Below are 21,436 nucleotides of genomic sequence, written 5' to 3' on the forward strand. Positions count from 1 at the left end.
TCCGCGGCACCGCTTAGGGTATTTTTCGCCCGACAATAATAACTGGGCGATGCGAGAAAGCAGCGCGGGAATTTCGCACAGCTTTCGCGTTCACTTCTCTTTTTTCACCGCCTTTTGCGGGTTCTTTGGATCGAACTCCTCAGGACGGTGCGCCGCGCCTTCGTGGTCATCCTGCGCATTGTGGCGCTCCCGGTGGGGTGGGCGTTTCTCTTTGGCGTGATCTGGCTCGTTTGGCATGACGTTCTCCTTTCGGGCTGTTAATGCGGTCAGCGGCCTGCATTCGAGGCTTCATCAGCATAGACGCCGACCATCTACTGCGCGTTGTCACTCATCGGGCGCGGCACCGTGGGGCGGCATTCCTAAGGTATAAATCGCCACATCGGGGTCGGTGTTCCGAAAGAGTTGGTCAGCGCCCCCCTACCGGCAGGAAATGACCGACCTGTGGTTGATGTGCGCAGAGACCTAAGCGCCGCCCCGGGCCGCCCTCCTGCCCCGGAACCTTTTGATAAACCGCCCGTTATCCCCTTGCGATCCGGCCCTAAGGAATAAAGAGATGACGCCCCGCAAAGCCACGCCACACGGTGCCAAAGGCGTGGGAAACCCACTCAACTTTACGACTGCAATGCTCCTCGCGGGGGTGAGCCTGCTTGCCGCCTGCGACGATCTGCGGTTCCCTCGCGATGTGGAAGGAACCCTCGAAACCGTTCTCTCCGACCAAGAAATGACCGTCGCGGTATCGGAAAACCCGCCATGGGTCGTGTTGCCTGACAGTGGCCCGCCACAGGGTGTCGAAGCCGATCTGGCGCGCGCCTTTGCCGCGGAATTAGGGGTCGCCATCGAATGGAAGCCTCTCGGCGCATTCGCGGCGCTGGAGGGGTTGGAAAAGGGCGACATCGACCTCGCCATCGGGGGCTTTGCCCGCAAAGACGTGACCCCGGTGAAAGGTGCTGCGCCAAGCTATACCTATTTCGAAGAAGCCTTTGTCATAGGCAGCCGCACGCCAAACGCCCGGCCCCATGACATCGAAGATCAGCAGGTTTTCGTACCACCCCACCTCCCCCTCGCCGCACTGGTGGCGGAGGAAGGCGGCATTCCGGTAGACCAATGGACCGAGGATCAGACCCTCGCCGCCCTTCCGCATTGGCAACTTGCGGTGAAAGACCTTGCCGCGACCGAAACGACGCTGGACCGGGCGGAACATGTCGTCGCCGTGCAGCAAGGCGAGAACGCTTGGCTGATGAAGATCGAGGATTTCTTCCGGCGCGAGGCCGGGACCATCGAGGCGCGTTTGCGCGCCTATGCACCGTGACCCGTTCCATCCGCACCATGCCCGAGGCGCAAAAGAAGGCGCTCCACCGGGCCCGTTGGTTGGAGGCCATCTGGCTCGCCGTCTTGGCCTCCATCGTGGCCGCGATTTACTTTGCGGTGGGCAGCAGCCAAGCGATGAAAACCGCATGGATCGAAGACCTGCTCAGCTTTGTACCGCCCATCGCCTTTCTCGTGGGATCGTGGATCGAGGGGTGGAAACCGAACCGCCACTTCCCGCTGGGGTATATCCGTGTCACCTCAATCGCGTATCTGATCAGCGCGGTGGCCCTTGGCGGCGTGGGGATATTTCTCATCGTCGATTCCTCCATCGCCTTGATCAAACAAGAGCACCCGACCATCGGCAGTGTCGAACTCTTTGGTGCCACCATCTGGTTCGGCTGGGTGATGATCGCGGCGCTGGCCTATAGCGTTGTGATGCCGGTCATTTTCGGCCATCTAAAGATGAAGCCCGCCAAGATGTTGCATGACAAGACCCTCTACGCGGACGCCATGATGAACAAGGCGGACTGGATGACGGGGCTTGCCGGGATCGTGGGCATCCTCGGGATCGGGATGGGCTGGTGGTGGGCCGATGCTGTCGCGGCCATCGTGATTGCGTTGGACGTGCTTCACGACGGCTTCAAGCATACCGGCGCGGCGGTCCGCGACCTCAGCGATGAGATGCCCCGGACGATCGAAGACAAAGAGTTCGATCCCCTGATCGAAGAGGTTCAAAAGACCTTTGGAGCGCTGCCGTGGGTGCGCGAAAGCCGCCTGCGTCTGCATGAGGAAGGGCGTTTTCTGACCGGCACGATCTACGTCGTGGCCCATGAGAACGGTTGTTCTGCGGAAAGGATCGAGGCGGCGGAGGCAAAGCTGCTGGACCTGCACTGGCGCATCCATGACATCTCGATCATGCCACGGACCAAGATCGAGGCATCGGTCACGATTGAAGGCGTCGATGACGGCACTTTGCCTTTGCGATCCGGGGCGCGGCGGCATCCGGTGGGCTGAGTACGATCTCTGTGAAAGAGGCTGAACTGAGCCGCAGGCCGGCTCAGTTGTCTTTCCACTGGGTGCGCTGAAACGCCCCCCGGTATCACCCCGCACGGCAACTGCCATACTGTGCGGGGCATAAGGCAACTGGTCTATCCCCCAACCAGCGTGCCGCCGTTCGGGTGCAACACCTGCCCGCTCATATAGGACGAATCCTCGCAGGCGAGAAACAGCAGGGAGGGCGCGACCTCATTCGGCTGACCGGGGCGGCCAAGGGGGGCGTTCTGGCCAAACTCCTCAACTTTATCGGCGGGGAAGGACGCCGGGATCAGGGGCGTCCGGATCGGCCCCGGTGCCACACCATTGACCAAAATACCCTCGGGCGCGAGCTTGCTTGCCATGGCGCGCAAGAAAGACAGGATCGCCCCCTTGGTCGAAGCATAGTCGATCAGCAAATCCTGCCCTTTATAGGCGGTAATCGAGGTGACACAGATGATCCGCGCGCCCTTTTTCAGGTGCGGTAGCGTCGCCTGCGTCATCAAGATCATGCCAATGATATTGGTGCGGAACGTGCGCTCAATCTGGGCTTCTTCGATATCCTCAAGGCGCTCCTGCGCGTGCTGTTCGCCGGCGTCATTGACCAGAATGTCGATCTTGCCGAAGGTCTCCATCGTGCGGCGCACGGCATCTTTGCAAAAGTCTTTCTGGCCGACATCGCCCTCCAGCAACAGCGCCCGGCGGCCCTCGGCCTCGACCAACTGTTTGGTCTCTTCGGCATCACGGCTTTCGTTGCGGTAAACGATGGCGACATCCGCCCCCTCGCGCGCATAGAGCAGCGCCGTGGCCCGTCCGATCCCGCTGTCCCCCCCGGTGATAAGCGCAACCTTATCCTCGAGCCGATCCGAGCCGGGGTAGCGCGGCGTGTACTCGGGCGCAGGGTCCATCTTATGTTCCTGACCGGGCTGGCTCTGCGGGCTGTCGAGGGCATCAAAATTCTGATCTGTCATGGCGCATTCCTAACAGTTGCGGCCCCGAAAAGCGGGGCGTTCAAAAAAACTAGGGCTACAGAGGGCCAATGTTCGCCCCATGGCTATGGTTTCACCACGGGGCAGAGATGAGAGAAAACTTGCGCATTATGAACACCTGTCTCAGGTGCCAATCGGGAGGCTGCGCCTCTACCGCGTGCCGTCTTTGGCACATGCCTGACTTTCGCCGCGTAGCTTGCCGGTCGCCATGCGGTTTGCGCATCACATTCGCGGCCAACCCCGCGGGTCTCGCGTCTAGGATATTAAGCGCAAACCGCCCACCTCCAAAACGAACCCCTAGTCGCGTGCCTTTTCCAGCAAGGCGACCAATTCACGGAACTTCTGGCGCTGCTCTTCGCGGTCGCCCGATAGGATCGCCTCTTCCATACAGTGGTTGGCGTGATCCTCGATCACCAATCGCTCGACCGCGCGCAGTGCCGAGCGGACGGCGGCGGTTTGCACCAGCACGTCCACGCAATAGCGCCCCTCATCGACCATCCGTGTGACGCCGCGCAACTGCCCTTCCAGCCGCGCCAGTCGCTTAAGGATCGCTGCCTTGTTCTGCTTTGCTTCCACGTTTGGTGCCTCCACCTATCGGAACTAAGACGACCGTGGCCAGTTAACATACCATAGGGGGGTATCTAGGGCCGCCTCATTCGCACTTTGCCGGCGCGTTGCAAGGCCCGCATTGGCTTTGGCGATCATAGCCCCCCATGCCCTTGATTGCCACAGTGCGCGCCGCAATCGCGCAGAAATTTGAAAGAGGAGACACCCCATGTCCTACTGGCGTTTCGCCGCAATGATCGCGACTTCGACCATCGTGATGTTTGGCCTGATGTACCTGAACACCTACGCATTTGAGCATGTCTTTTTCAGCGAAACGCGGACCTATATGGCGCTGCTGATGGGGGCTGTGATGGCGGTCATCATGCTAAGCTTCATGTTGTCGATGTATTCCAACAAGGCCATCAACATCGCCATCTATATCGGCTCCATCGCGGTCTTCGCCCTGACCCTTTGGCTGGTGCGCAGCCAAGTTACCGTGGGCGATACCAGCTATATGCGCGCCATGATCCCGCACCATTCGATCGCGATTATGACCTCTGAACGGGCAGAACTTTCGGACCCGCGCGTGCGCAAGATGGCCGATGGCATCATCGCCGCACAGCGCAAAGAGATCGCCGAGATGCGCAGCCTGATCGCCGACATCGAAGAGAACGGCGACGCGGTTGATCCGGAACTGGGCGAGGCCGAAAGCCAGCCCGAAGTCGGTACGGTGGACGACGCGCTATCCTCCGCAGAGGTCGCAAAAGTCGACCCGGCGGGGCTGACCCCTGAGGATATCAGAAGCCTGCTTGGCAGCGCCGCCACCTGTGAGTTTGGCCGCACCAACGAAGGCGACCCAAGCCTCGTGATGGCGGGCAACGCCGGGGGCATCAAACTCTCGGGCACCTTGATCGAATTGCAATCCGATGAGGCCATTGACCAAGCCGCGCTTGCCGATGGCGCCCGTTTCACCGCCGATGGCGTTGACGTGACCGTCACCCCCCTTGCCGGGGCGGATTGGACCGATACCGAAAGCAACCTGCGCCGCTCGGAAGCCGAGATGAAATTCCATCTCGACCGCGGGCTGACCGTTGGCTACCGCGGGTTCTTGGATTGCACGAACGAGATGTGACCCTCGCAAAGGGGGGCCTGCCGAACCGGGTGGGCCTCCCGTCGACTTTCGCGGCTTTGATGCAAAGGCCGAAGATTTAATTGCAATCCTTCCAGCGCTGGACGCGTTGACAGGCATCGCGACTTACGACACTGCTAAGGCCATGCGTGCTCTGGCAAACATATCAAACCTCTGCCGCGCCCTACTGGGTGTGGTTCTGGCCTGTGGTTTGCTGCTGCTTCCGCCCTCTTCGGTTCATGCCGAAAGCGCAATGCACGAAAGCGCGCAGGCGGCGCATCACGCGGGCCACCAGATGACCGCAGCGTCAGACCTGCAACAGGATGTTGCGGCGCTACCTGATCTGACAGACATACCAGAGAGTTTCGAAGGCGAGCCTTGCTGTGGTGGCATCTGTCTGACGGCAGCGCTGACCACTTCGCAGGACGCCAAGATGACGGCCGTGCGATCCGTTGAATATACCAGCGTGTCCCACTCTGTCGCCTCTGGCCAGCCCACGGGCCAATTGCGTCCGCCTCGAGCCTGAGTTGATCCCGGCCCCCTGACGGCCTTTGCATCCGCGGTTTCGAGCCGCGGGTAAGATCACCTCTTTCTCAGGCAAAATACCAATGAAATTACCACTGATCGCAGGGACGCTGTCCCTGACCCTTGGCGCCTGCGCCACGGCGCTCCCGCCTCTTCCTGATGTCACTGCCGCCTATGTGCAGCAGCCCACGCCTCTGCCCCAAGTCGCCGCGATGACCGCCGCCGACAACAGCGCACGTGGCAGTGCTGCCACCGCCGAGGAACAGCCCTTTTCAGGCTACCGTCGTCGCGGTGTCGTCGAACCGCTCGATTGGCGGCGGCTGAATGCGGAACAGGCCCCCAAGCCGGGCGCAATGCAAGGGATGAACCACTGATGCGTTGGAAACTGAAAACCGCCGCCGTCATTACGCCTCTGATCTTGGGCGCCTGCACGGCCCCGGTGCTGCCGGTAAATTACTCGGCCCGCGATGCCGGTTTTGCCGCCGTTGAGGCGCGCACCTCCAAGGCCATCGGCAAGCGCACCGTCTGGGCGCAGTCGCAGGCCGAGACCGTCGCGGCCTCCAAACAGGTCCGCGCCATGGTGCAGGGCAAGACGATCAGTGCCGAAACCGCGGTGCAGGTCGCGCTTTTGAACAACAAAGGGCTTCAGGCATCCTATGCGCAGATCGGCCTTTCGGCGGCCGAAGCATGGCAACAGTCCACGCCAGAAAACCCTGTCGTTTCCATTGGTCTTTTAGGCATCGGTGCGCCCGAGGTCGGGCTGTACCGCGCCTTGGAGAGCATGATCGCCGTTAACCTTCTGGACGCCCGCACCCGCAAACAGCGCATCGCCGCTGCCGAGGCCGAGTTCCAGCACGCGCAGATGCAAGCCGTCAGCGACACGCTGGCGCTGGCCAATGAAACGCGCGAGGCTTGGGTCAATGCGGTCGCGGCCTTTGAAACGGTCAGCTATCTGAAACGCGCGGCCGTCACCACCGATGCGGCGGCGGAACTGGCGCAGCAGCTGGGCAAGACCGGCGCGCTTAACAAAGCCGCGCAGGCCCGAGAGCAGGCGTTCAACGCCGAAATGGCGGGCCAATTGGCACAGGCGCGGCTGGACGCGCAATTGGCCAAGGAGCAACTGACCCGGCTTATGGGCCTTTGGGGGCAGGACGTGGCCTATTACGTGCCCGATGCCCTGCCGCGTGTGCCGAACACGGTCAGCAGCCACCGGGGCATCGAACGGCTGGCACTGGCCAATCGGGTTGATCTGGAAGTCGCGCGGCTTGGCCTTGCCGCCACGGCCAAAGCCTATGGCCTGACCGATGCCACCCGGACCCTGACCGATTTGGAAGTCATCGCCGGAGCCGAGATCGAGCGTGAAGAAGAGAACGGGGAGATTGAGACCAGCGTGTCACCGCAGGTCGAGTTTGAGTTCGTGATCCCAATCTTCGACAGCGGCAAAGCGCGGCTGCGCAAGGCCGAGCTGAGCTATCTTCAGGCGGCCAATGTGCTGGCCGAGCAGGCTGTGAACGTCCGCTCCGAAGCGCGGGCGGCGGCCACGGCCTACCGATCAAGCCACCAGATCGCGCGGCACTACTCAGACGTCGTGCTGCCCCTGCGCCGCACAATCGACGAGGAAGCACTGCTCAGCAACAACGGCATGATCACCAGCACATTCGATCTGCTGAACGACGCCCGCGAGAAGATCGCGAGCCAGCTCGAAGCAGCCAGCGCAAAGCGTGAATTCTGGCTGGCCTCGGCTGGTCTGACTGCCGCGATCTACGGCGGTGGCAGCGGCGGCGGTGGCGCCGGTGGAGAAACCCAAATCGCCGCCGGTGGCGGCGCCGGACATTGAGACAAGGAAGCAACCACATGATCAACAGACGTCAACTTCTGGGGGCCGGTGCTGCGGGTGCAACGCTCGTGTCCTCCAAAGCATGGGGCCAGACCATGAACATGGGCCTGCCCGAAGCCGCGGTGATGGACAGCGCGCTGACCCAAGCCCCGACCCGTCCCACCAGCGGGCCGGATTATAACCCCGTGGTCACGCTTAACGGCTGGACCCTACCCCACCGGATGAACAACGGCGTCAAGGAATTCCACCTTGTTGCCGAACCGGTGGAACGTGAACTGGCCGACGGAATGGTCGCGCGGCTTTGGGGCTACAACGGCCAATCCACCGGCCCGACCATCGAAGCCGTCGAGGGCGACCGGGTGCGCATCTACGTCACCAACCGCCTGCCCGAGCATACGACGATCCATTGGCACGGTCTGATCCTGCCCTCGGGCATGGACGGTGTCGGCGGGCTCAGCCATCCCGGCATTCCGCCGGGCAAGACCTTTGTCTATGAGTTCGATCTGACCAAATCCGGCACCTTCATGTACCACCCTCACGGCGATGAGATGGTGCAGATGGCGATGGGCATGATGGGCATGTTCGTGGTCCACCCGAAGGATCCCGACTTCATGCGCGTCGATCGGGATTTCCTGATCATGCTGAACGCTTTTGATATTGATCCGGGCACCTACATACCCCGCATCATGACGATGACGGATTTCAACCTGTGGACTTGGAACAGCCGCATCTTCCCCGACATTGACCCGCTGGTGGTCAATCAAGGGGACAAGGTGCGCGTGCGCGTCGGCAACCTGACGATGACCAACCACCCGATCCACATGCACGGCTATGACTTCAAGGTTACCTGCACCGATGGCGGCTGGGTGCCAGAATCGGCGCAATGGCCCGAGGTCTCCATCGACATCCCTGTGGGTGCCATGCGCGCCTATGAGTTCGTGGCCGACCATCTGGGCGACTGGGCAATCCATTGCCACAAGTCGCACCACACGATGAACGCCATGGGCCATGACGTGCCGACGCTGATCGGCACCAGCAGTTCGAACATGACACGTCAGGTCCGCCGCGTGCAGCCCGAGTTTATGCCCATGGGCACGGCGGGCATGGCGGATATGGGCGAAATGTCGATGCCCCTGCCCGACAACACCGTGTCGATGATGGCCGGTTGGGGGCCACATGGCCCGCTAGAAATGGGCGGCATGTTCTCGGTCGTGAAGGTGCGCCAAGGCATCGACGCGGACGACTACGAAGATCCCGGCTGGTACAAAAACCCTCCGGGCACCGAGGCGTATGAATGGACGGGCGAGCTGCCAGAGTTCGCGCAGAACCACAGCCCAAAAACCCAAATCACGCCGAAACCAACCTCCGAGGGCTAAGCGGCCCTCGGACCACAATGACAACCAACCCATACAGGAAACACCATGAACAAACTTCTTCTTTCGACCGCCCTCAGCCTTCTCATCACCGCCCCTGCCTTTGCCGCGGGCACCCATGACGGCGGTCATGACGATGATGGCCACGGCGACATGCACAAAGAGATGGCCATCGGCATGCCTGGCAAGGCCGAGGCGGTCGATCGCACCATCGACGTGACCATGCGCGAAACCGACGATGGCGAGATGATCTTTGAGCCCGCCGAGTTCGACATCAAGAAAGGCGAGACGATCCGCTTTGCCGTCACCAACAAAGGCGAGATCGAGCATGAGTTCGTGATCGACACGATGGAGGGCAACGCCAAGCACAAGGAAGCCATGGCCAAGATGGACATGGAGCATGACGACCCGAATTCGGTCCGTCTCGACTCCGGCATGGAGGGCGAGGTGATCTGGACCTTCGCCAACGAAGGCTCCTTCGAGTTCGCCTGCTTGATCCCCGGCCACTACGAATCCGGCATGCATGGCCCGATCACCGTGGCGCAGTCTGATGAGGCGCCAGAAGCGCCCGCGGTCTACTCCACCGGCAAGATCAAAAAGGTCGACGCCAAGGGCAAGAAGGTCACCATCATCCACGGCCCGCTGGAAAACCTCGACATGCCGTCGATGACCATGGTGTTCAAAGCCGATGAGACGCTGATTGCCAATATGAAGGAAGGCCAGAATATCGAATTCGTGGCCGACCGTGTGAAAGGCAAGCTGACCGTCACAGCGATGAAGTAAGCGCCGACAGCAGGGCCGGCGAACGGGCTGGCCCTGCTCTTTCCACCAAAAAAAGGCAGTTCGAGCAATGAGAACGCGTGGAACCATCGCCCTTTGGGCCATCGCTGCACTACAGGCAATTGTGGCAATCTTCTTTTCCGTCTGCTTCTTGCTGGACGCTGTCGGACTGGAGCCTGAATTTCTGATCTGGCAGAGCCATGAGTATCAGCAGACCGTGCTGGCCATCGGGTTGAACCTCGGCGTGGCACTTGGCTGGATCGCCCTTAGAACAAGCCTGCAACGCGCCCGGCTCGCCGAAGAAAAGATGCGCCGTTGCACCTCGGAGTTCTCGATGGTGATGACGCAGCATTTCACGGATTGGCGTCTGACCCCCGCCGAGCGGGATGTCGCGGTGTTTTTGGTCAAGGGCCTGAGCACCCGCGACATTGCGGACCTGCGCGGCACCTCCGAAGGCACGATCAAAGCGCAGACAAACGCGATTTATCGCAAGGCTGCCGTTACCGGGCGCACCCAGTTGCTCAGCACCTTCATTGAGGATTTGATGGATGACGCATTGATGCCTGCGGAGGCCCTGCAAACTGCGGCTGTGAAGGGCTCAGCGATAGGCCCTGCAACCAGATCAAACGCCGCCCCGGCGTAATCGCTTGAGGAAACGCCCCCCGCAAAACAGGTTGCCCCTTCATGATCCAAGCAATGCTTCTATCCGTTCTGGTCGTCAGCATCTGCACGGCGATCCACTATCTCTTGCTCAAACGGGTTTCCGATACCATCTCGCAGCGCAAAAGTGCTGCGCATGGCCAGAACCTTGGCTTGGCCGTCGGCGCAATCACAATCGCGCATGTCATCGAGGCTTTCATCTATACGCTGTTCTTCCTTTGGGCCGTGCAGGGTTTGCAAATCGGCGCGCTGAACGGATCCGGCCCGGCGGGCAAGCCCACCACGATGATGGATTATTTCTATTTCTCGCTGGTCAACTTCACCACCTTGGGGCGCGGCGACTTGACCCCCGTGGGGCACCTGCGCTTCATCACCGGGATAGAGGCATTTCACGGCTTTCTCATGATTACGGCGTCAGGCAGCTTCGTGCTGCAGGTCATGGCGGGACGCGCGCCCCTGTCGGACAAGGGGTGACCCAAATGGTTCGGCCCATTCTCTTTCCCGATAGAGAGCGCATAGGCGGTCCACCTCCACCCCGTCACCGACAGTTGGAATTGGCCCCGGCAGGACATACCTACATGCCTTGGACATCGGCGTGCGCCGTCCCCCGTGGCAGCATCAACCGCAATTCATTCCGATAAGGCATGACATGAACAGAAGACAATTCCTCGCCAGCGTTTCCGCCGCCGCGGTTCTGCCCCTTCCGGGCTTTGCTGGCCAGACGCCACTGAAGCTGAAGGCCGAAACCGTAAGCCAGCAAATCCTTCCCGAAGGCGAAGGCTCCACCGCAATGCTGGGGTTCAACGGCTCGATGCCGGGACCTGAGATCAGGCTTAAACGGGGTGCGCGGGCATCGATTGAGGTCGAGAACGGGCTTGAAGAGGGCACCGCCGTTCACTGGCACGGCATCCGGCTGGAAAACCGGATGGACGGCGTCCCGGTGCTGACGCAAGACCTGATCAACCCCGGGGACAGCAAGACCTACAGCTTCGTGCCGCCCGATGCGGGGACCTATTGGTATCATTCGCACTATATCTCGCAAGAGCAGGTGGCGCGCGGCTTGATGGGGCCGCTGATCGTCGAAGACGACGCCCCCCTCGATCTGGATCATGACATCACCGTGATCCTGTCCGATTGGATCATCGACGAAGATGGCAGCCTTGTTGATGAATTCACCGACATGCATAGCGTCGCCCATGCGGGCTATATGGGCAATTTCGCCCGCGGCTTCCTATCGCGAAGCGAGGTGCGGCAAGGTGATCGCATCCGCCTGCGGCTGATCAATGCGGCGACCAATCGTATTTTCCCCCTAAGCATCTCTGGCGTTTCTGGTTCGGTTGTCGCCCTGGACGGCATGGCACTGCGCCAACCCCGCGCGGCCTCTGACCTCGTTCTGGCGCCGGCCCAGCGGGCCGACCTGATCGTCGATGTCACCGGCCCGGTCGGCTTTGACATGCCCACGCGGCAGGAGCCTTACCGTCTGGCCGAATTGTCCATCTCTGGCGAGAATACGGATCGGCAATCGGGGCCTCCGCCGACCTTGGCGGCACCGGACCTCCCGGCAACGGGTGCCCCCGCCCAGCACCTGACGCTAACCATGATGGGCGGTGCCATGGGCGGGCGGCACGGCGGTGCCAACATCTGGTCCTTCAACGATGTCTCGGACCTGCCACAGGACCCCTTTGCCGCCATCGAACGCGGCGAAACGGTACGGATCACATTCGTGAATGATACCGCCTTTCCGCATGGCATCCATCTGCATGGCCATCATTTCTATGAACTTGCCGCCGATGACAGCCTTGGTGATCTGCGCGACACAACTTTGGTGGCGGCAGGTGAAAGCCGGGATGTGCTTTGCGTTTTTGACAATCCGGGACGCTGGCTGATCCACTGCCATATGCTAAGCCATGCCATCGGAGGGATGCGAACATGGGTAGAGGTCACATGATACGATATTCACTGCTTGCCCTTGTCTGGGCGACCACGGCGCAGGCGGGCCACGAGCTTGAGGGCCGCGACATCGATGCGGGTCGCACGCTCTATGCCGAGACCTGCGCGGCCTGTCACGGCGCCAACCTCGAAGGCCAGCCTGACTGGCGGACACCGGATGAGGACGGCATTCTGCCAGCACCCCCTCATGATGCCACAGGCCATACCTGGCACCACGACAATGCCCTGCTCTTTGAATATACCAAGCGCGGCGGCAGCGCCGCATTGGCCGCGCGCGGGATTGATGATTTCGCCAGCGGAATGCCCGCCTTTGAAGGGGTGCTGTCGGACGCGGACATCTGGGACATTCTCGCCTACATCCGATCAACTTGGCCGCCCCGCGAACAGGCCGCTCAGGCAGGTCGCAACCGGCCACATTGAGGCCCCAGCCTCAGAACGCCAGCTCCAGCAGTGGCGTTAATGGCCCAGACCAAGTGCGCATGCCACAGACCTTCGCGGTGTTATGGCATGCGCAGCCGCCCCTACCCCTTGGGCTTCTCGCCTGCCGCTGCAAAGGCAGCTTCAAGGTCGGCCTCCGTCGGAAAGCCGATCAGCACACCCGCCCGCGCTTCGTTGAGGTCGATCCCGCGCCGTTCAATTTCAGCGTCGGACATCGTGGTGCGCTGGCTGATGCGGCGGGTCCATTGAAAGAACAGGTTTTGCAGCCGTTCGCATTCTTGCGCGGAATGCGGATCATCGCCCAGATCGTTGAACTCATCCGGATCAGCCTGCAAATCGAACAGCATCGGGCGGAAGCCTTCGGCAAAGACGTATTTCCAACGTCCATCAAAAAGCATCGTCAGTTTGGCCTCGGCAACGCTCACGCCCAGACGACGGCGGGCTTGCCGGAAAGAGTAGTCATATTCGGAGATGACAAAATCGCGCAAGGAGTCCGCCTTGCCCTGCATGAGCGGACGCAGGGACTTGCCCTCGATGATATGCGGAATGGCGGCCCCATCGAAATAGTCGAGGATGGTCGGGACCACATCAATCGCTTCGACCAGCGCGTCTGACACCGTGCCGCGTGTGGCATCCGCCTCTTTGCTGGGGTCGACAACGATCAGGGGAATGCGTGCCGAAGGGTCGTGAAACAACTCCTTCTCGCCAAGCCAGTGATCGCCCAGATAGTCGCCATGATCCGAGGTGAAGACGATCATCGTCTCATCGGTCAAACCCTTGGCGTCCAGAAACGCCATGAGTTCGCCCATCTGATCGTCGATCTGTTTGATCAACCCCATATAGGCGCCGATCACCTTCGTCCGGGTGATGTCATTGGTAAAGGCTTTAGACACCCGCTCTTCCATGAAGGCACCAAACACCGGATGCGGGTCCGTCTGTTCCGCGTCGCTGCGCAGCACCGGCTGATGGGTCTCTGGCGGGTACATATCGTGGTAGGGTTCCGGCACGATATAGGGCCAATGCGGTTTGATATAGCTAAGATGCAGGCACCATGGCGTGTCGCCCGCCTCTTGAATGAAGTCCATCGCACGGCGGGTGATATAGGGGGTCTCACTCTCTTCATCCGAGGCGCGGGCCTTGGCGTCCGAATTGTCGAGGAACCAGCCGCTCAGGATGTTGCCGTCTGCATCCTCGCCACTGTTGGCGACGCTGTCCCAAGGATTTTCATCCTCCCAGCCGCGGTCTTTCATGTAGTCATCATAGGCTTTGTTGCGCTTGCCGTAACTGGTGCTTGGGTGCAGCCCGTCGTCGCGCTCATAAGGCTCGAAACCACATTCAGACACCAAAGCGCCGATGGTGCTGTCGGGGGCCAAACCGAGGCGTTTCATCCCCTCGGCATCGGCGCTCATATGGGTCTTGCCGCAGAGTGCCGTGCGCACGCCCAGGGGGCGCAAATGGTCGCCCAGGGTCATCTCGCCTACTTTCAGCGGCACGTTGTTCCACGTCGATCCATGCGAACTGACGTAGCGGCCCGTGTAGAAAGACATGCGCGATGGGCCGCAGATCGTCGACTGCACATAGGCGCGATCAAACCGCACGCCGCGTTTGGCCAAGGCGTCAATATGCGGCGTATCAAGCCCCGGATGCCCTGCGCAGGACAGGTAATCCCATCGCAGTTGATCACACATGATGAAGAGTACGTTTTTTGTCATGATGGCGTCCGGGTCCGAGGTGTATTTAAGCTATAGCAGAGGGGACCGGGGCTGGGCGCGCCCCGGTCCTTGAGGTTAGGCTTTCGCCGCGTCAGGGATTTCGACCCCCAGTTCGGTCAAGGCACGCAAAGCGCCGGGGTGCAGCAGCAGGTTGATGTCTTGCACAGCGCCCGCTGGCGTGATTGCCCGCAGCCAAGGTGCACTTTCGCCCGCCTCTTTGACACCGTCGTAGAAGGCTTTGGTCATCTGATAGATCATCTCCTCGTCCGCGTCCTTGTTGGTTACGATCCCAACGATTACGCCCAGTGTCGTGACATCCCCCTCATTGGCCTGATTGTCGCCATAGATGCCCGCAGGCAGCGTGGCCGCGCTGAAGCCCGGGCGGCCAACAAGCGCCTGAACGCCTTCGGTTTCAAGCGCATCGGCAGGAATACCAAGGAAGCGGATCTTGTTGGTCACCGCGATTTGGGTCAGCGCAGGACTGGGCGCGTTGGTCGGGTTGCAGTACACGTCGAGGTTGCCGTCTTGGAAAGCCGCTGCCGCCGCATCCCAGCCGAGCTTGACGGCTTCGTAATCGGTGCCTTCTTCCAGCCCGGCCACGGCTTTGAACAGACGTGCCATGGTGGTGTAGGCCGCGCCGCCGGGGGGGCCAAGGAAGACGCGCTTGCCAGCGATCTGATCCATCGACGTAATGCCGGAGGAGTCGTAAACCGCGATGTGATAGACGCCCATCGGGAAGTTCAGCACGGTGCGCAGGTTGTTGACCAGTTCAGGTGCCTGTTCGATCTTCTCATACATGGCCGCCTGACGGCGCATCAACGAATGGATCACGGGCGAGGACATGCAGAAATCGCTGCGCCCCATCGCCACTTCCAGCACATGGCGCGTGGCCGCGCCGGTCGCGTTCAACTGAATTTCATAATCCGGCAGCGCGCCGTTCACGATGCTCGCGAAGGTGGTCATCACGAGGTTCGGACTGGTGCCCGGCCCCAGCGTCGACATGCGCAGAATGTCTTTTGCGAAAGCCGCGCCCGGCAAAGCGGCAAGCGCGGCAGCACCTGTGGCGGTGCCTAGAAAACCACGGCGTGAGAATGTTGGGTTGGTCATGGGTTGTCCTCCTCTGGATTATGAAACTTCGGGTGTCAAAAACGCCCCGAACCGAACGGCGGACCAAAGCGCCACGGTGGCTGCCACGGCAATCCACGACACCAGCGGTCCGAAAAACAAAAGGGCAAAGGCAATCCCGAGGCCCAAGGGCGCATAGCCCGCCTTGCCTTTCGCCGGGTAGCAGGCGCGCGAGATATGCAGCACCGCCAAAGTAACGAACAGGATTGACTGCGCGGATTGTGCCAGCGGGTAGCCCGTCCCAAGCAGCATGGCCGGCTGGTAGATAAAGGCGAAAGGGATCACGAAACCGGGCATTGCCAGTCGTGACGCCTCGATCGCCGTGCGCATGGCCCCTGCCCTCGCGATGGGTGCCGCGGCAAAGGCCGCAAGCGCCACAGGCGGCGTCACCGCAGAGAGCACGCCGAAATAGAGCACGAACATATGCGTGTGAATGATCGGCACGCCGAGCCGTTGCAGCGCTGGCCCCATGACCAGCACGATGATCAGATAGGCAGGCACGGTGGGCATCCCCATGCCCAAAAGCAGACAGGCCACGGCCATCAGCAACAGCGAAATCGCCAACTGCCCATCCGCATAGCTCGCCACCAGCGACGCGAACCGCAGGCCGACGCCGGTCAGGTTCAAAATACCGATGATGATACCAACCGCGCCCACGATCACCACAAGCTGGGCTGAGATCAGGCCCGCCGAGCGAATGAACCTGACCCACGACGATAGATCGGTCAAAAGGCCCGGCTTGATCGCGAAACCCAGCACGACGGCAAAGGCCACGCCGATAAAGCCTGCATAGGCCGGAGAAGAGCCGCCGACCATGGCAACGACGATGGCCGTCAGCGACAGCATAAAGACAATGATCTGCGCAAGCTCACGCCAAACGAAACTGGGCTTTGGCTGTTCGGAAACGTCCAGATCCATGCTCCGCGCCGCACTTGAGGTCGCCATGAACAACCCAACGTAATAAAGGATCGCCGGAACGGCGGCCGCCGCGCAGATGGTCAGATAGGGCTCACCGGTGACATCGGCCATGATAAAGGCCACGGCCCCCATGATGGGCGGCGTGATCTGCCCCCCGCTTGAGGCCGCCGCTTCGACCGCTCCGGCAAAATGCGCTTTGAACCCGCGTTTCTTGATCAGCGGTATCGTAATGACGCCGGTGCCGACGACATTGGCCACCGCGCTGCCGGAAATCGTGCCGAACAATCCGCTGGCAATGGTCGCCGCCGCCGCTGGCCCCGAGCGGACCCGCCCGGTCGCCGCAAGCGCCAGCTTTACCAGCACCCGATCGATCGTGAGAAACTCAAGGAAAGCGCCGAAAATGATAAAGATCAGGATGGTCGAGACGACCGTCGCCATGGGGCGGCCAAACACACCGTCAAAGGAATACCATAGAACTTGGATCAACTCTTCTGAGGTCATGCCCGCATGGCGCATGAACCCCGGCGCATATTGCCCAAAGGCCCCATAAAGCAGCACAAGGGCCGCCACGCTTGCCATGACCATGCCAACAGACCGGCGCGTGAGGTCGATCACGGCGATCAGCCCCAAAGTGCCCAGCCAAATGTCGGTGGAGGTTAGGAAATACAGCCCGGTTTCGATCTCTGCCGCTGCGCGAAAGTATTGAAAGACCGAGACCCCCAATAGCGCCGCCGTAAGCAGGGCCAAAGGTTTTTCTGCGCCAGTTTGGCCGCGTTCCATCTGGGTCAACAGGATCAACAACCCTCCGACCAGCAGCATCCCGACGCGCAGATAGGACTCGCTGAACACGCCAAAGACGGAAACGTAGAAAACGACGGCGATGATCAGTCCCGATAGCGCAAGGTTCAATCCGGTCACGGATTTTGAAAGCAGGTTTTGCATCGGTCCTCATCCCCCCTAAATGCGGCACCCCGGCAAAGACCTCCTCCGCCCCTGCCGTGATTGCGCAAAAACTAGACAGCGAAGGGGTAACGGTCCAACATGGATTTCACTAGGTGGAACGCTATGACGAAATTAAATCGCTCCGTTGAACGCGGGCTCAACATCCTCGAAGTTATCTCCAGCAATGGCGTGTGTTCCTTGGCCTTTCTGGCCGAGCGCACCGGCTTGCCTAAGCCGACAATCCTGCGAATATGCGCCACATTGGTTCAGCAGCGCTGGCTAACCCAAAGCAGGAGCGACAGCCGCTACAGGGTCGGCTCCCGTTTCCCGCGGGTGAATTCCCGCCCTACGTCGGTAGACACGCTGGTCGAAGCAGGTGCCTCTGCGATCCTTTCCCTTTCTGATGCCACGGGACTTGGCGTGGACCTTGCCGCGCCCATCGGCAATGGCCGGGTCGAGATTGTGGATACGACGCGGACCTTTTCCACCCACGGTATCTTTCCCGATTGCATCGGCTACAGGCCCTCGCCTTTCCGCTCTGCACTGGGCTGCGCTTTTCTGGCGGCACTGGAGCCTGAGCAGGAGGCAGAATATTCCGCCCGTTTGGCCGTCCACACCACCGGCAAAGACCGCACCGCTGCCTTGGCGCTGCCAGCAAAGTTGCGGGAGGTGCGCGCGCAGGGTTTCGCCATCCGAGAGGACGGCTATTGGGGGCGTGCGGTGGATTACGGCGGCATTCCAAGCGCGATTGCGGTCGCCATAGGGTCACAGGGTCATGCTGTCGGCGCGGTTAGCCTGATTTGGCTGGCCGAACAGCATAGCGTCGCCGCCGTGGCCAAAGCGCATTTGAAAAAACTGACCGAGACGGCAGAGGAAATCGGCAAGCTCCACGCGGCCAACGTCGGCTAATTTGCGTTGGCCTGCCGTTCAGAGCTCGTCCGTTTGTTCATCTAAAGCGCCCTGCAACCGGGTTGTGCGCGGCCAATACGGACAGTCTGTAGGGGAGGAAATCCGATAGTTTGAAGTCATCCGATGCCATCCGGAATGGCCCTCCCGCGATCGTTGCACCTGGAATTTTCTTGACGGATTGTCCCACGGCTCCCTATTAGTTGCAATTGTAACGATTCTGAAACGGCGGTTCTGGCATGGTTTATGGCCGACGCATGAAGGATCGAGGGGAGGGGAAAGATTGATGACTGGCACTGACAAAAACGGGCTCAATCCGGCCAGAGGGGACAGGCCCAGCTGTATGCCCGGTGGCGACTATTTCGAGCCCAAAGCGCTCCCCGATGCCCTGCCCCAAATCATGAACAGCCCGCAGAACTGCAGCTATGGCCTTTACGGGGTGCCGCTTTCCAGAGGAGAGGCACAGCCTCAGGATGATTACATCGACGGCTGGGCGGATATGAAAATGAAGTTCGACAGCACGCCGGGCATGAAATAACGCGATGCTTACGCTTTATTCCTATTGGCGCTCGACCACATCTTACCGCGTGCGGATAGCGCTAAATCTCAAGGGCCTGCCCTATCGGGTGGTTCCGGTGGACCTCGTGGCCGGGGACCAACGCAGCCCAGACTATGTGGCCAAGAACCCCATCAAGGGGGTGCCAACCTTGCTTCTTGAAGACGGGCGGGCGTTGACCCAATCGCTGGCAATCATGGCCTATCTGAACGAGATCGCGCCAGACCCTGCCCTTTTGCCCGAGCCTGCGTTTGAGCGGGCTCAGGTACTGGCCGCCGCTCAGTTGATCGCGACGGACATTCATCCGATCAACAACCTCAAGGTGGTCAGCCACCTGAAAACCCATCACGGACTGACCGCGGATGAAGGAACAGCATGGATGCGCCATTGGATGACTGAAGGGCTGCACGCCTATCAAGCGCTGCTGCCGGACGGCCCGAAATTCAGCTTTGCCGATCAACCGCTGCTTTGCGACCTTTGCCTTATCCCGCAGCTTTACAACGCCCACCGGTGGGGCGTTGAGATGACACCCTTCGCGCGGCTGCTTGAGATCGAACAGCAGGCCCTGCGCCTCCCGGCCTTTGACGCCGCACGCCCCGAAAATCAGCCGGACGCCAATTGAAGGGCAGCTCATGCCTTCATGGGCTGAAAGCGGCAATACCGCCGGGACTGATGCTGCGTGTCTCAATGGACGTCCGGGGCGACACCTCGAACGCCTCTGGCGATCTTGAAAACAGGCGGGCATCTAACCTGAAGCAATCGACATTGGCCCTATCACGCCTATTTTCAAATCTCACCGAATAGAGTTGTCGTCACTTTGCTGGTGGTCGCCCCCTAGCCGCATCGAATACCCTCGCATAAACAGTCTTTTTCTTCCGGAGCATCCATGAGCACCAAATATTTCGCGCCACACGGGGGACATCCCGGGCAAGAGCAGCTTCTCACTGATCGCGCAGTTTTCAAGGATGCCTATGCGGTCATCCCAAAAGGTACGATGCGGGATATCGTCACCAGCTTTTTGCCTTTTTGGGAGGATACGCGCCTGTGGGTCATCGCGCGCCCGATGAGCGGCTTCGCCGAGACATTTTCGCAATACATCATGGAGGTACAGCCCGGAGGCGGTTCTGAAAAGGCTGAATTGGATCCGGAAGCCGAGGGCGTATTATTCGTTGTGGAAGGCGCGGCCACTTTGCGTGTCGGGGGCGAGACTTACGAGCTGAGCCCGGGCGGTTACGCATACCTGCCCCCGTCGAGCGCCTGGACCCTGCGAAACGAAGGCGATGAAGTCTTGCGCTTCCATTGGGTGCGCAAGGCATATGAGGCCGTCGAAGGGTTGGATATGCCCGATGTGTTGGTCCTGAACGAAAACGACATCGAACCGACGCCCATGCCGGGCACAGATGGCAAATGGTCGACGACCCGCTTTGTCGACCCATCCGACCTGCGCCACGACATGCATGTCACGATTGTGACATTCGAACCGGGCGGCGTCATTCCCTTTCTTGAGACACATGTGATGGAGCACGGGCTCTATGTGTTGGAGGGCAAAGCCGTTTACAATCTAAACAATGATTGGGTCGAGGTCGAGGCTGGCGATTACATGTGGCTCCGCGCTTTTTGCCCCCAGGCATGCTATGCGGGTGGCCCGGGGCGGTTCCGGTACCTGCTTTACAAGGACGTAAATCGCCATATGGCGCTCCGTCCCGGCGCCGCGTCATACCCTCAACATCAGCGCCTCAAGGCTGCGGCCGAGTAACGCTGCCCCCGATTGCGAAGCTCAATTGGTGAGCCGCCTTGATGACGGGGCGGCTCAATTCTTCGACCTCGGACGCGCCGACCCTGCTGGTTGGCCCGGATATCGAAATTCCCGCGACAGCTTCGCCATTCACGTCGAATACCGGCGCCGCGATACAGCGCATGCCTTCGTTCCTCTCTTCATTATCAACTGAAAAGCCGCTTTCCCGAATGGCTTCGAGATTCTGGCGCAGGGCCGTCGGATTGATGATCGTATGTGCGGTAAACCGCGTCATCTGCCCCTTCGAGAGTAGTTTGTCCAAACGCTCAGGATCCATATATGCGAGCAACGCCTTGCCAATGCCGGATGCATGCATCGGAGAAAGGCTGCCGGGCGGGAAAAAGGCGCGGATGTTCGCATGTGTCTCCACTTGGCTCAGAAACAGGACCGCCTCTTCTTTTCCGACGCCGATATTAGCTGTTTCACCGGTCGTTTCCATCAGCTTTCGCATGATGGGTCGCGCTCGATCGACAAGACTTGTGCGCCGAAGGAAACGCGCGCCGATCACAAACGCGCGCGGACCAATGTACCAAACCTGCTCTTCGTGATCGAATTCGACCAGCCCCCTGCCCTCAAGGGTTACAAGGATACGGTAGACGGTCGCTGGCGATTGGCGCATCTCATCTGCCAGCTTAGAGAGCGGCTTGCCCTGCGCTTCGCTGAGATACTCGAACACCTCCATGGCCCGGTCGAGCGATTTGATCGTGTTCTGCGCGGTCTTGTCCGTCCAGCCACGGGGCCTTCCGCGTGCTTTCCGACCAGTTCCTGAACCATTGTCTTGAGATTCCATAAGAACCTTTCGTTTCTATGTGAAAGACGAAATCACCATGTGAAAAATATAACGCACTGACAACATTCATCTTTACGCATGAACCCAAAAACTGAAACCCTATTTCAAAAAAATATCGGTTCGCG

Annotated in this window: 23 protein-coding genes; 16 read left to right on the forward strand and 7 right to left on the reverse strand. The window is 60.4% G+C overall.

The window, feature by feature from the left end; translation table 11 throughout:
- Positions 1–90 precede the first annotated feature (90 nt).
- On the reverse strand, positions 91–237 hold the full coding sequence (locus R1T45_RS18765; protein ID WP_162931808.1) for a hypothetical protein: 147 nt from the start codon (positions 235–237) through the stop codon (positions 91–93).
- 316 nt (positions 238–553) lie between these two features.
- Here R1T45_RS18765 and R1T45_RS18770 point away from each other — a divergent pair, with 316 nt between their 5' ends.
- Both R1T45_RS18770 and R1T45_RS18775 read left to right on the forward strand, forming a co-directional pair.
- On the forward strand, positions 554–1,309 hold the full coding sequence (locus tag R1T45_RS18770; RefSeq protein WP_317389886.1) for a transporter substrate-binding domain-containing protein: 756 nt from the start codon (positions 554–556) through the stop codon (positions 1,307–1,309).
- Positions 1,306–2,322 carry a cation transporter gene (locus R1T45_RS18775; protein ID WP_317389887.1) on the forward strand — a complete coding sequence of 339 codons (1,017 nt, stop codon included), beginning with the start codon at positions 1,306–1,308 and terminating at the stop codon, positions 2,320–2,322. The genes R1T45_RS18770 and R1T45_RS18775 overlap by 4 nt, the downstream gene beginning before the upstream one ends.
- Positions 2,323–2,456: 134 nt before the next feature.
- On the opposite strand, the gene R1T45_RS18780 is transcribed toward R1T45_RS18775, so the two are convergent.
- Both R1T45_RS18780 and R1T45_RS18785 read right to left on the reverse strand, forming a co-directional pair.
- Positions 2,457–3,311, reverse strand: a complete 855-nt coding sequence (locus tag R1T45_RS18780) for an SDR family oxidoreductase (RefSeq protein WP_317389888.1) — start codon at positions 3,309–3,311, stop codon at positions 2,457–2,459.
- 315 nt (positions 3,312–3,626) lie between these two features.
- Positions 3,627–3,905, reverse strand: coding sequence for a metal-sensitive transcriptional regulator (locus R1T45_RS18785; RefSeq protein ID WP_067630970.1), 279 nt, complete (start codon positions 3,903–3,905; stop codon positions 3,627–3,629).
- A 199-nt stretch (positions 3,906–4,104) separates the two neighbouring features.
- Between R1T45_RS18785 and R1T45_RS18790 the strand changes: the two genes are divergently transcribed.
- From R1T45_RS18790 to R1T45_RS18835, 10 genes are all read left to right on the forward strand, one after another.
- Positions 4,105–5,007: a DUF305 domain-containing protein gene (locus R1T45_RS18790; protein WP_317389889.1), complete on the forward strand. Its 903-nt coding sequence runs from the start codon at positions 4,105–4,107 to the stop codon at positions 5,005–5,007.
- A 142-nt stretch (positions 5,008–5,149) separates the two neighbouring features.
- On the forward strand, positions 5,150–5,530 hold the full coding sequence (locus tag R1T45_RS18795; protein ID WP_317389890.1) for a hypothetical protein: 381 nt from the start codon (positions 5,150–5,152) through the stop codon (positions 5,528–5,530).
- An 82-nt stretch (positions 5,531–5,612) separates the two neighbouring features.
- The gene (locus tag R1T45_RS18800) at positions 5,613–5,903 is read left to right on the forward strand and encodes a hypothetical protein (RefSeq protein ID WP_120350362.1); all 291 of its coding nucleotides are present in this window, start codon (positions 5,613–5,615) and stop codon (positions 5,901–5,903) included.
- Positions 5,903–7,366, forward strand: coding sequence for a TolC family protein (locus R1T45_RS18805; protein WP_132444921.1), 1,464 nt, complete (start codon positions 5,903–5,905; stop codon positions 7,364–7,366). Before R1T45_RS18800 ends, R1T45_RS18805 begins: the two co-directional genes overlap by 1 nt.
- A gap of 17 nt (positions 7,367–7,383) precedes the next feature.
- A complete protein-coding gene (locus R1T45_RS18810) occupies positions 7,384–8,742 on the forward strand; it encodes a copper oxidase (protein ID WP_317389891.1) in 1,359 nt (452 codons plus the stop codon).
- Between the two features lie 45 nt (positions 8,743–8,787).
- The gene (locus R1T45_RS18815) at positions 8,788–9,522 is read left to right on the forward strand and encodes a copper-binding protein (RefSeq protein ID WP_317389892.1); all 735 of its coding nucleotides are present in this window, start codon (positions 8,788–8,790) and stop codon (positions 9,520–9,522) included.
- 67 nt (positions 9,523–9,589) lie between these two features.
- On the forward strand, positions 9,590–10,162 hold the full coding sequence (locus tag R1T45_RS18820; protein WP_132444915.1) for a helix-turn-helix transcriptional regulator: 573 nt from the start codon (positions 9,590–9,592) through the stop codon (positions 10,160–10,162).
- A 41-nt stretch (positions 10,163–10,203) separates the two neighbouring features.
- On the forward strand, positions 10,204–10,653 hold the full coding sequence (locus tag R1T45_RS18825; RefSeq protein WP_317389893.1) for an ion channel: 450 nt from the start codon (positions 10,204–10,206) through the stop codon (positions 10,651–10,653).
- A 175-nt stretch (positions 10,654–10,828) separates the two neighbouring features.
- Positions 10,829–12,127 carry a multicopper oxidase family protein gene (locus R1T45_RS18830; RefSeq protein WP_317389894.1) on the forward strand — a complete coding sequence of 433 codons (1,299 nt, stop codon included), beginning with the start codon at positions 10,829–10,831 and terminating at the stop codon, positions 12,125–12,127.
- Entirely contained in the window at positions 12,124–12,549 is a 426-nt protein-coding gene (locus R1T45_RS18835) for a c-type cytochrome (protein ID WP_269343479.1), read from the forward strand. The genes R1T45_RS18830 and R1T45_RS18835 overlap by 4 nt, the downstream gene beginning before the upstream one ends.
- Positions 12,550–12,650: 101 nt before the next feature.
- On the opposite strand, the gene R1T45_RS18840 is transcribed toward R1T45_RS18835, so the two are convergent.
- The 3 genes from R1T45_RS18840 to R1T45_RS18850 form a co-directional block, all read right to left on the reverse strand.
- Positions 12,651–14,279, reverse strand: a complete 1,629-nt coding sequence (locus R1T45_RS18840; protein WP_317389895.1) for an alkaline phosphatase family protein — start codon at positions 14,277–14,279, stop codon at positions 12,651–12,653.
- 75 nt (positions 14,280–14,354) lie between these two features.
- Complete coding sequence (locus tag R1T45_RS18845) at positions 14,355–15,386, reverse strand: TAXI family TRAP transporter solute-binding subunit (RefSeq protein WP_317389896.1); 1,032 nt, start codon at positions 15,384–15,386, stop codon at positions 14,355–14,357.
- Between the two features lie 18 nt (positions 15,387–15,404).
- Entirely contained in the window at positions 15,405–17,264 is a 1,860-nt protein-coding gene (locus tag R1T45_RS18850) for a TRAP transporter fused permease subunit (RefSeq protein ID WP_317389897.1), read from the reverse strand.
- A gap of 123 nt (positions 17,265–17,387) precedes the next feature.
- Between R1T45_RS18850 and R1T45_RS18855 the strand changes: the two genes are divergently transcribed.
- The 4 genes from R1T45_RS18855 (at position 17,388) to R1T45_RS18870 (ending at position 20,482) form a co-directional block, all read left to right on the forward strand.
- Positions 17,388–18,173, forward strand: coding sequence for an IclR family transcriptional regulator (locus tag R1T45_RS18855; protein WP_317389898.1), 786 nt, complete (start codon positions 17,388–17,390; stop codon positions 18,171–18,173).
- Positions 18,174–18,456: 283 nt separating this feature from the next.
- Positions 18,457–18,708, forward strand: a complete 252-nt coding sequence (locus R1T45_RS18860) for a homogentisate 1,2-dioxygenase (protein WP_411041348.1) — start codon at positions 18,457–18,459, stop codon at positions 18,706–18,708.
- 4 nt (positions 18,709–18,712) lie between these two features.
- A complete protein-coding gene (gene maiA / locus R1T45_RS18865) occupies positions 18,713–19,348 on the forward strand; it encodes a maleylacetoacetate isomerase (RefSeq protein WP_132444897.1) in 636 nt (211 codons plus the stop codon).
- A 264-nt stretch (positions 19,349–19,612) separates the two neighbouring features.
- The gene (locus R1T45_RS18870; protein WP_120350349.1) at positions 19,613–20,482 is read left to right on the forward strand and encodes a bifunctional allantoicase/(S)-ureidoglycine aminohydrolase; all 870 of its coding nucleotides are present in this window, start codon (positions 19,613–19,615) and stop codon (positions 20,480–20,482) included.
- On the opposite strand, the gene bhcR is transcribed toward R1T45_RS18870, so the two are convergent.
- The gene (bhcR, locus tag R1T45_RS18875) at positions 20,463–21,311 is read right to left on the reverse strand and encodes an HTH-type transcriptional regulator BhcR (protein WP_317389899.1); all 849 of its coding nucleotides are present in this window, start codon (positions 21,309–21,311) and stop codon (positions 20,463–20,465) included. The genes R1T45_RS18870 and bhcR overlap by 20 nt on opposite strands.
- Positions 21,312–21,436 lie beyond the last annotated feature (125 nt).

It is taken from the genome of Sulfitobacter sp. LC.270.F.C4 (assembly GCF_032922545.1).
Classification (GTDB): domain Bacteria; phylum Pseudomonadota; class Alphaproteobacteria; order Rhodobacterales; family Rhodobacteraceae; genus Sulfitobacter; species Sulfitobacter profundi.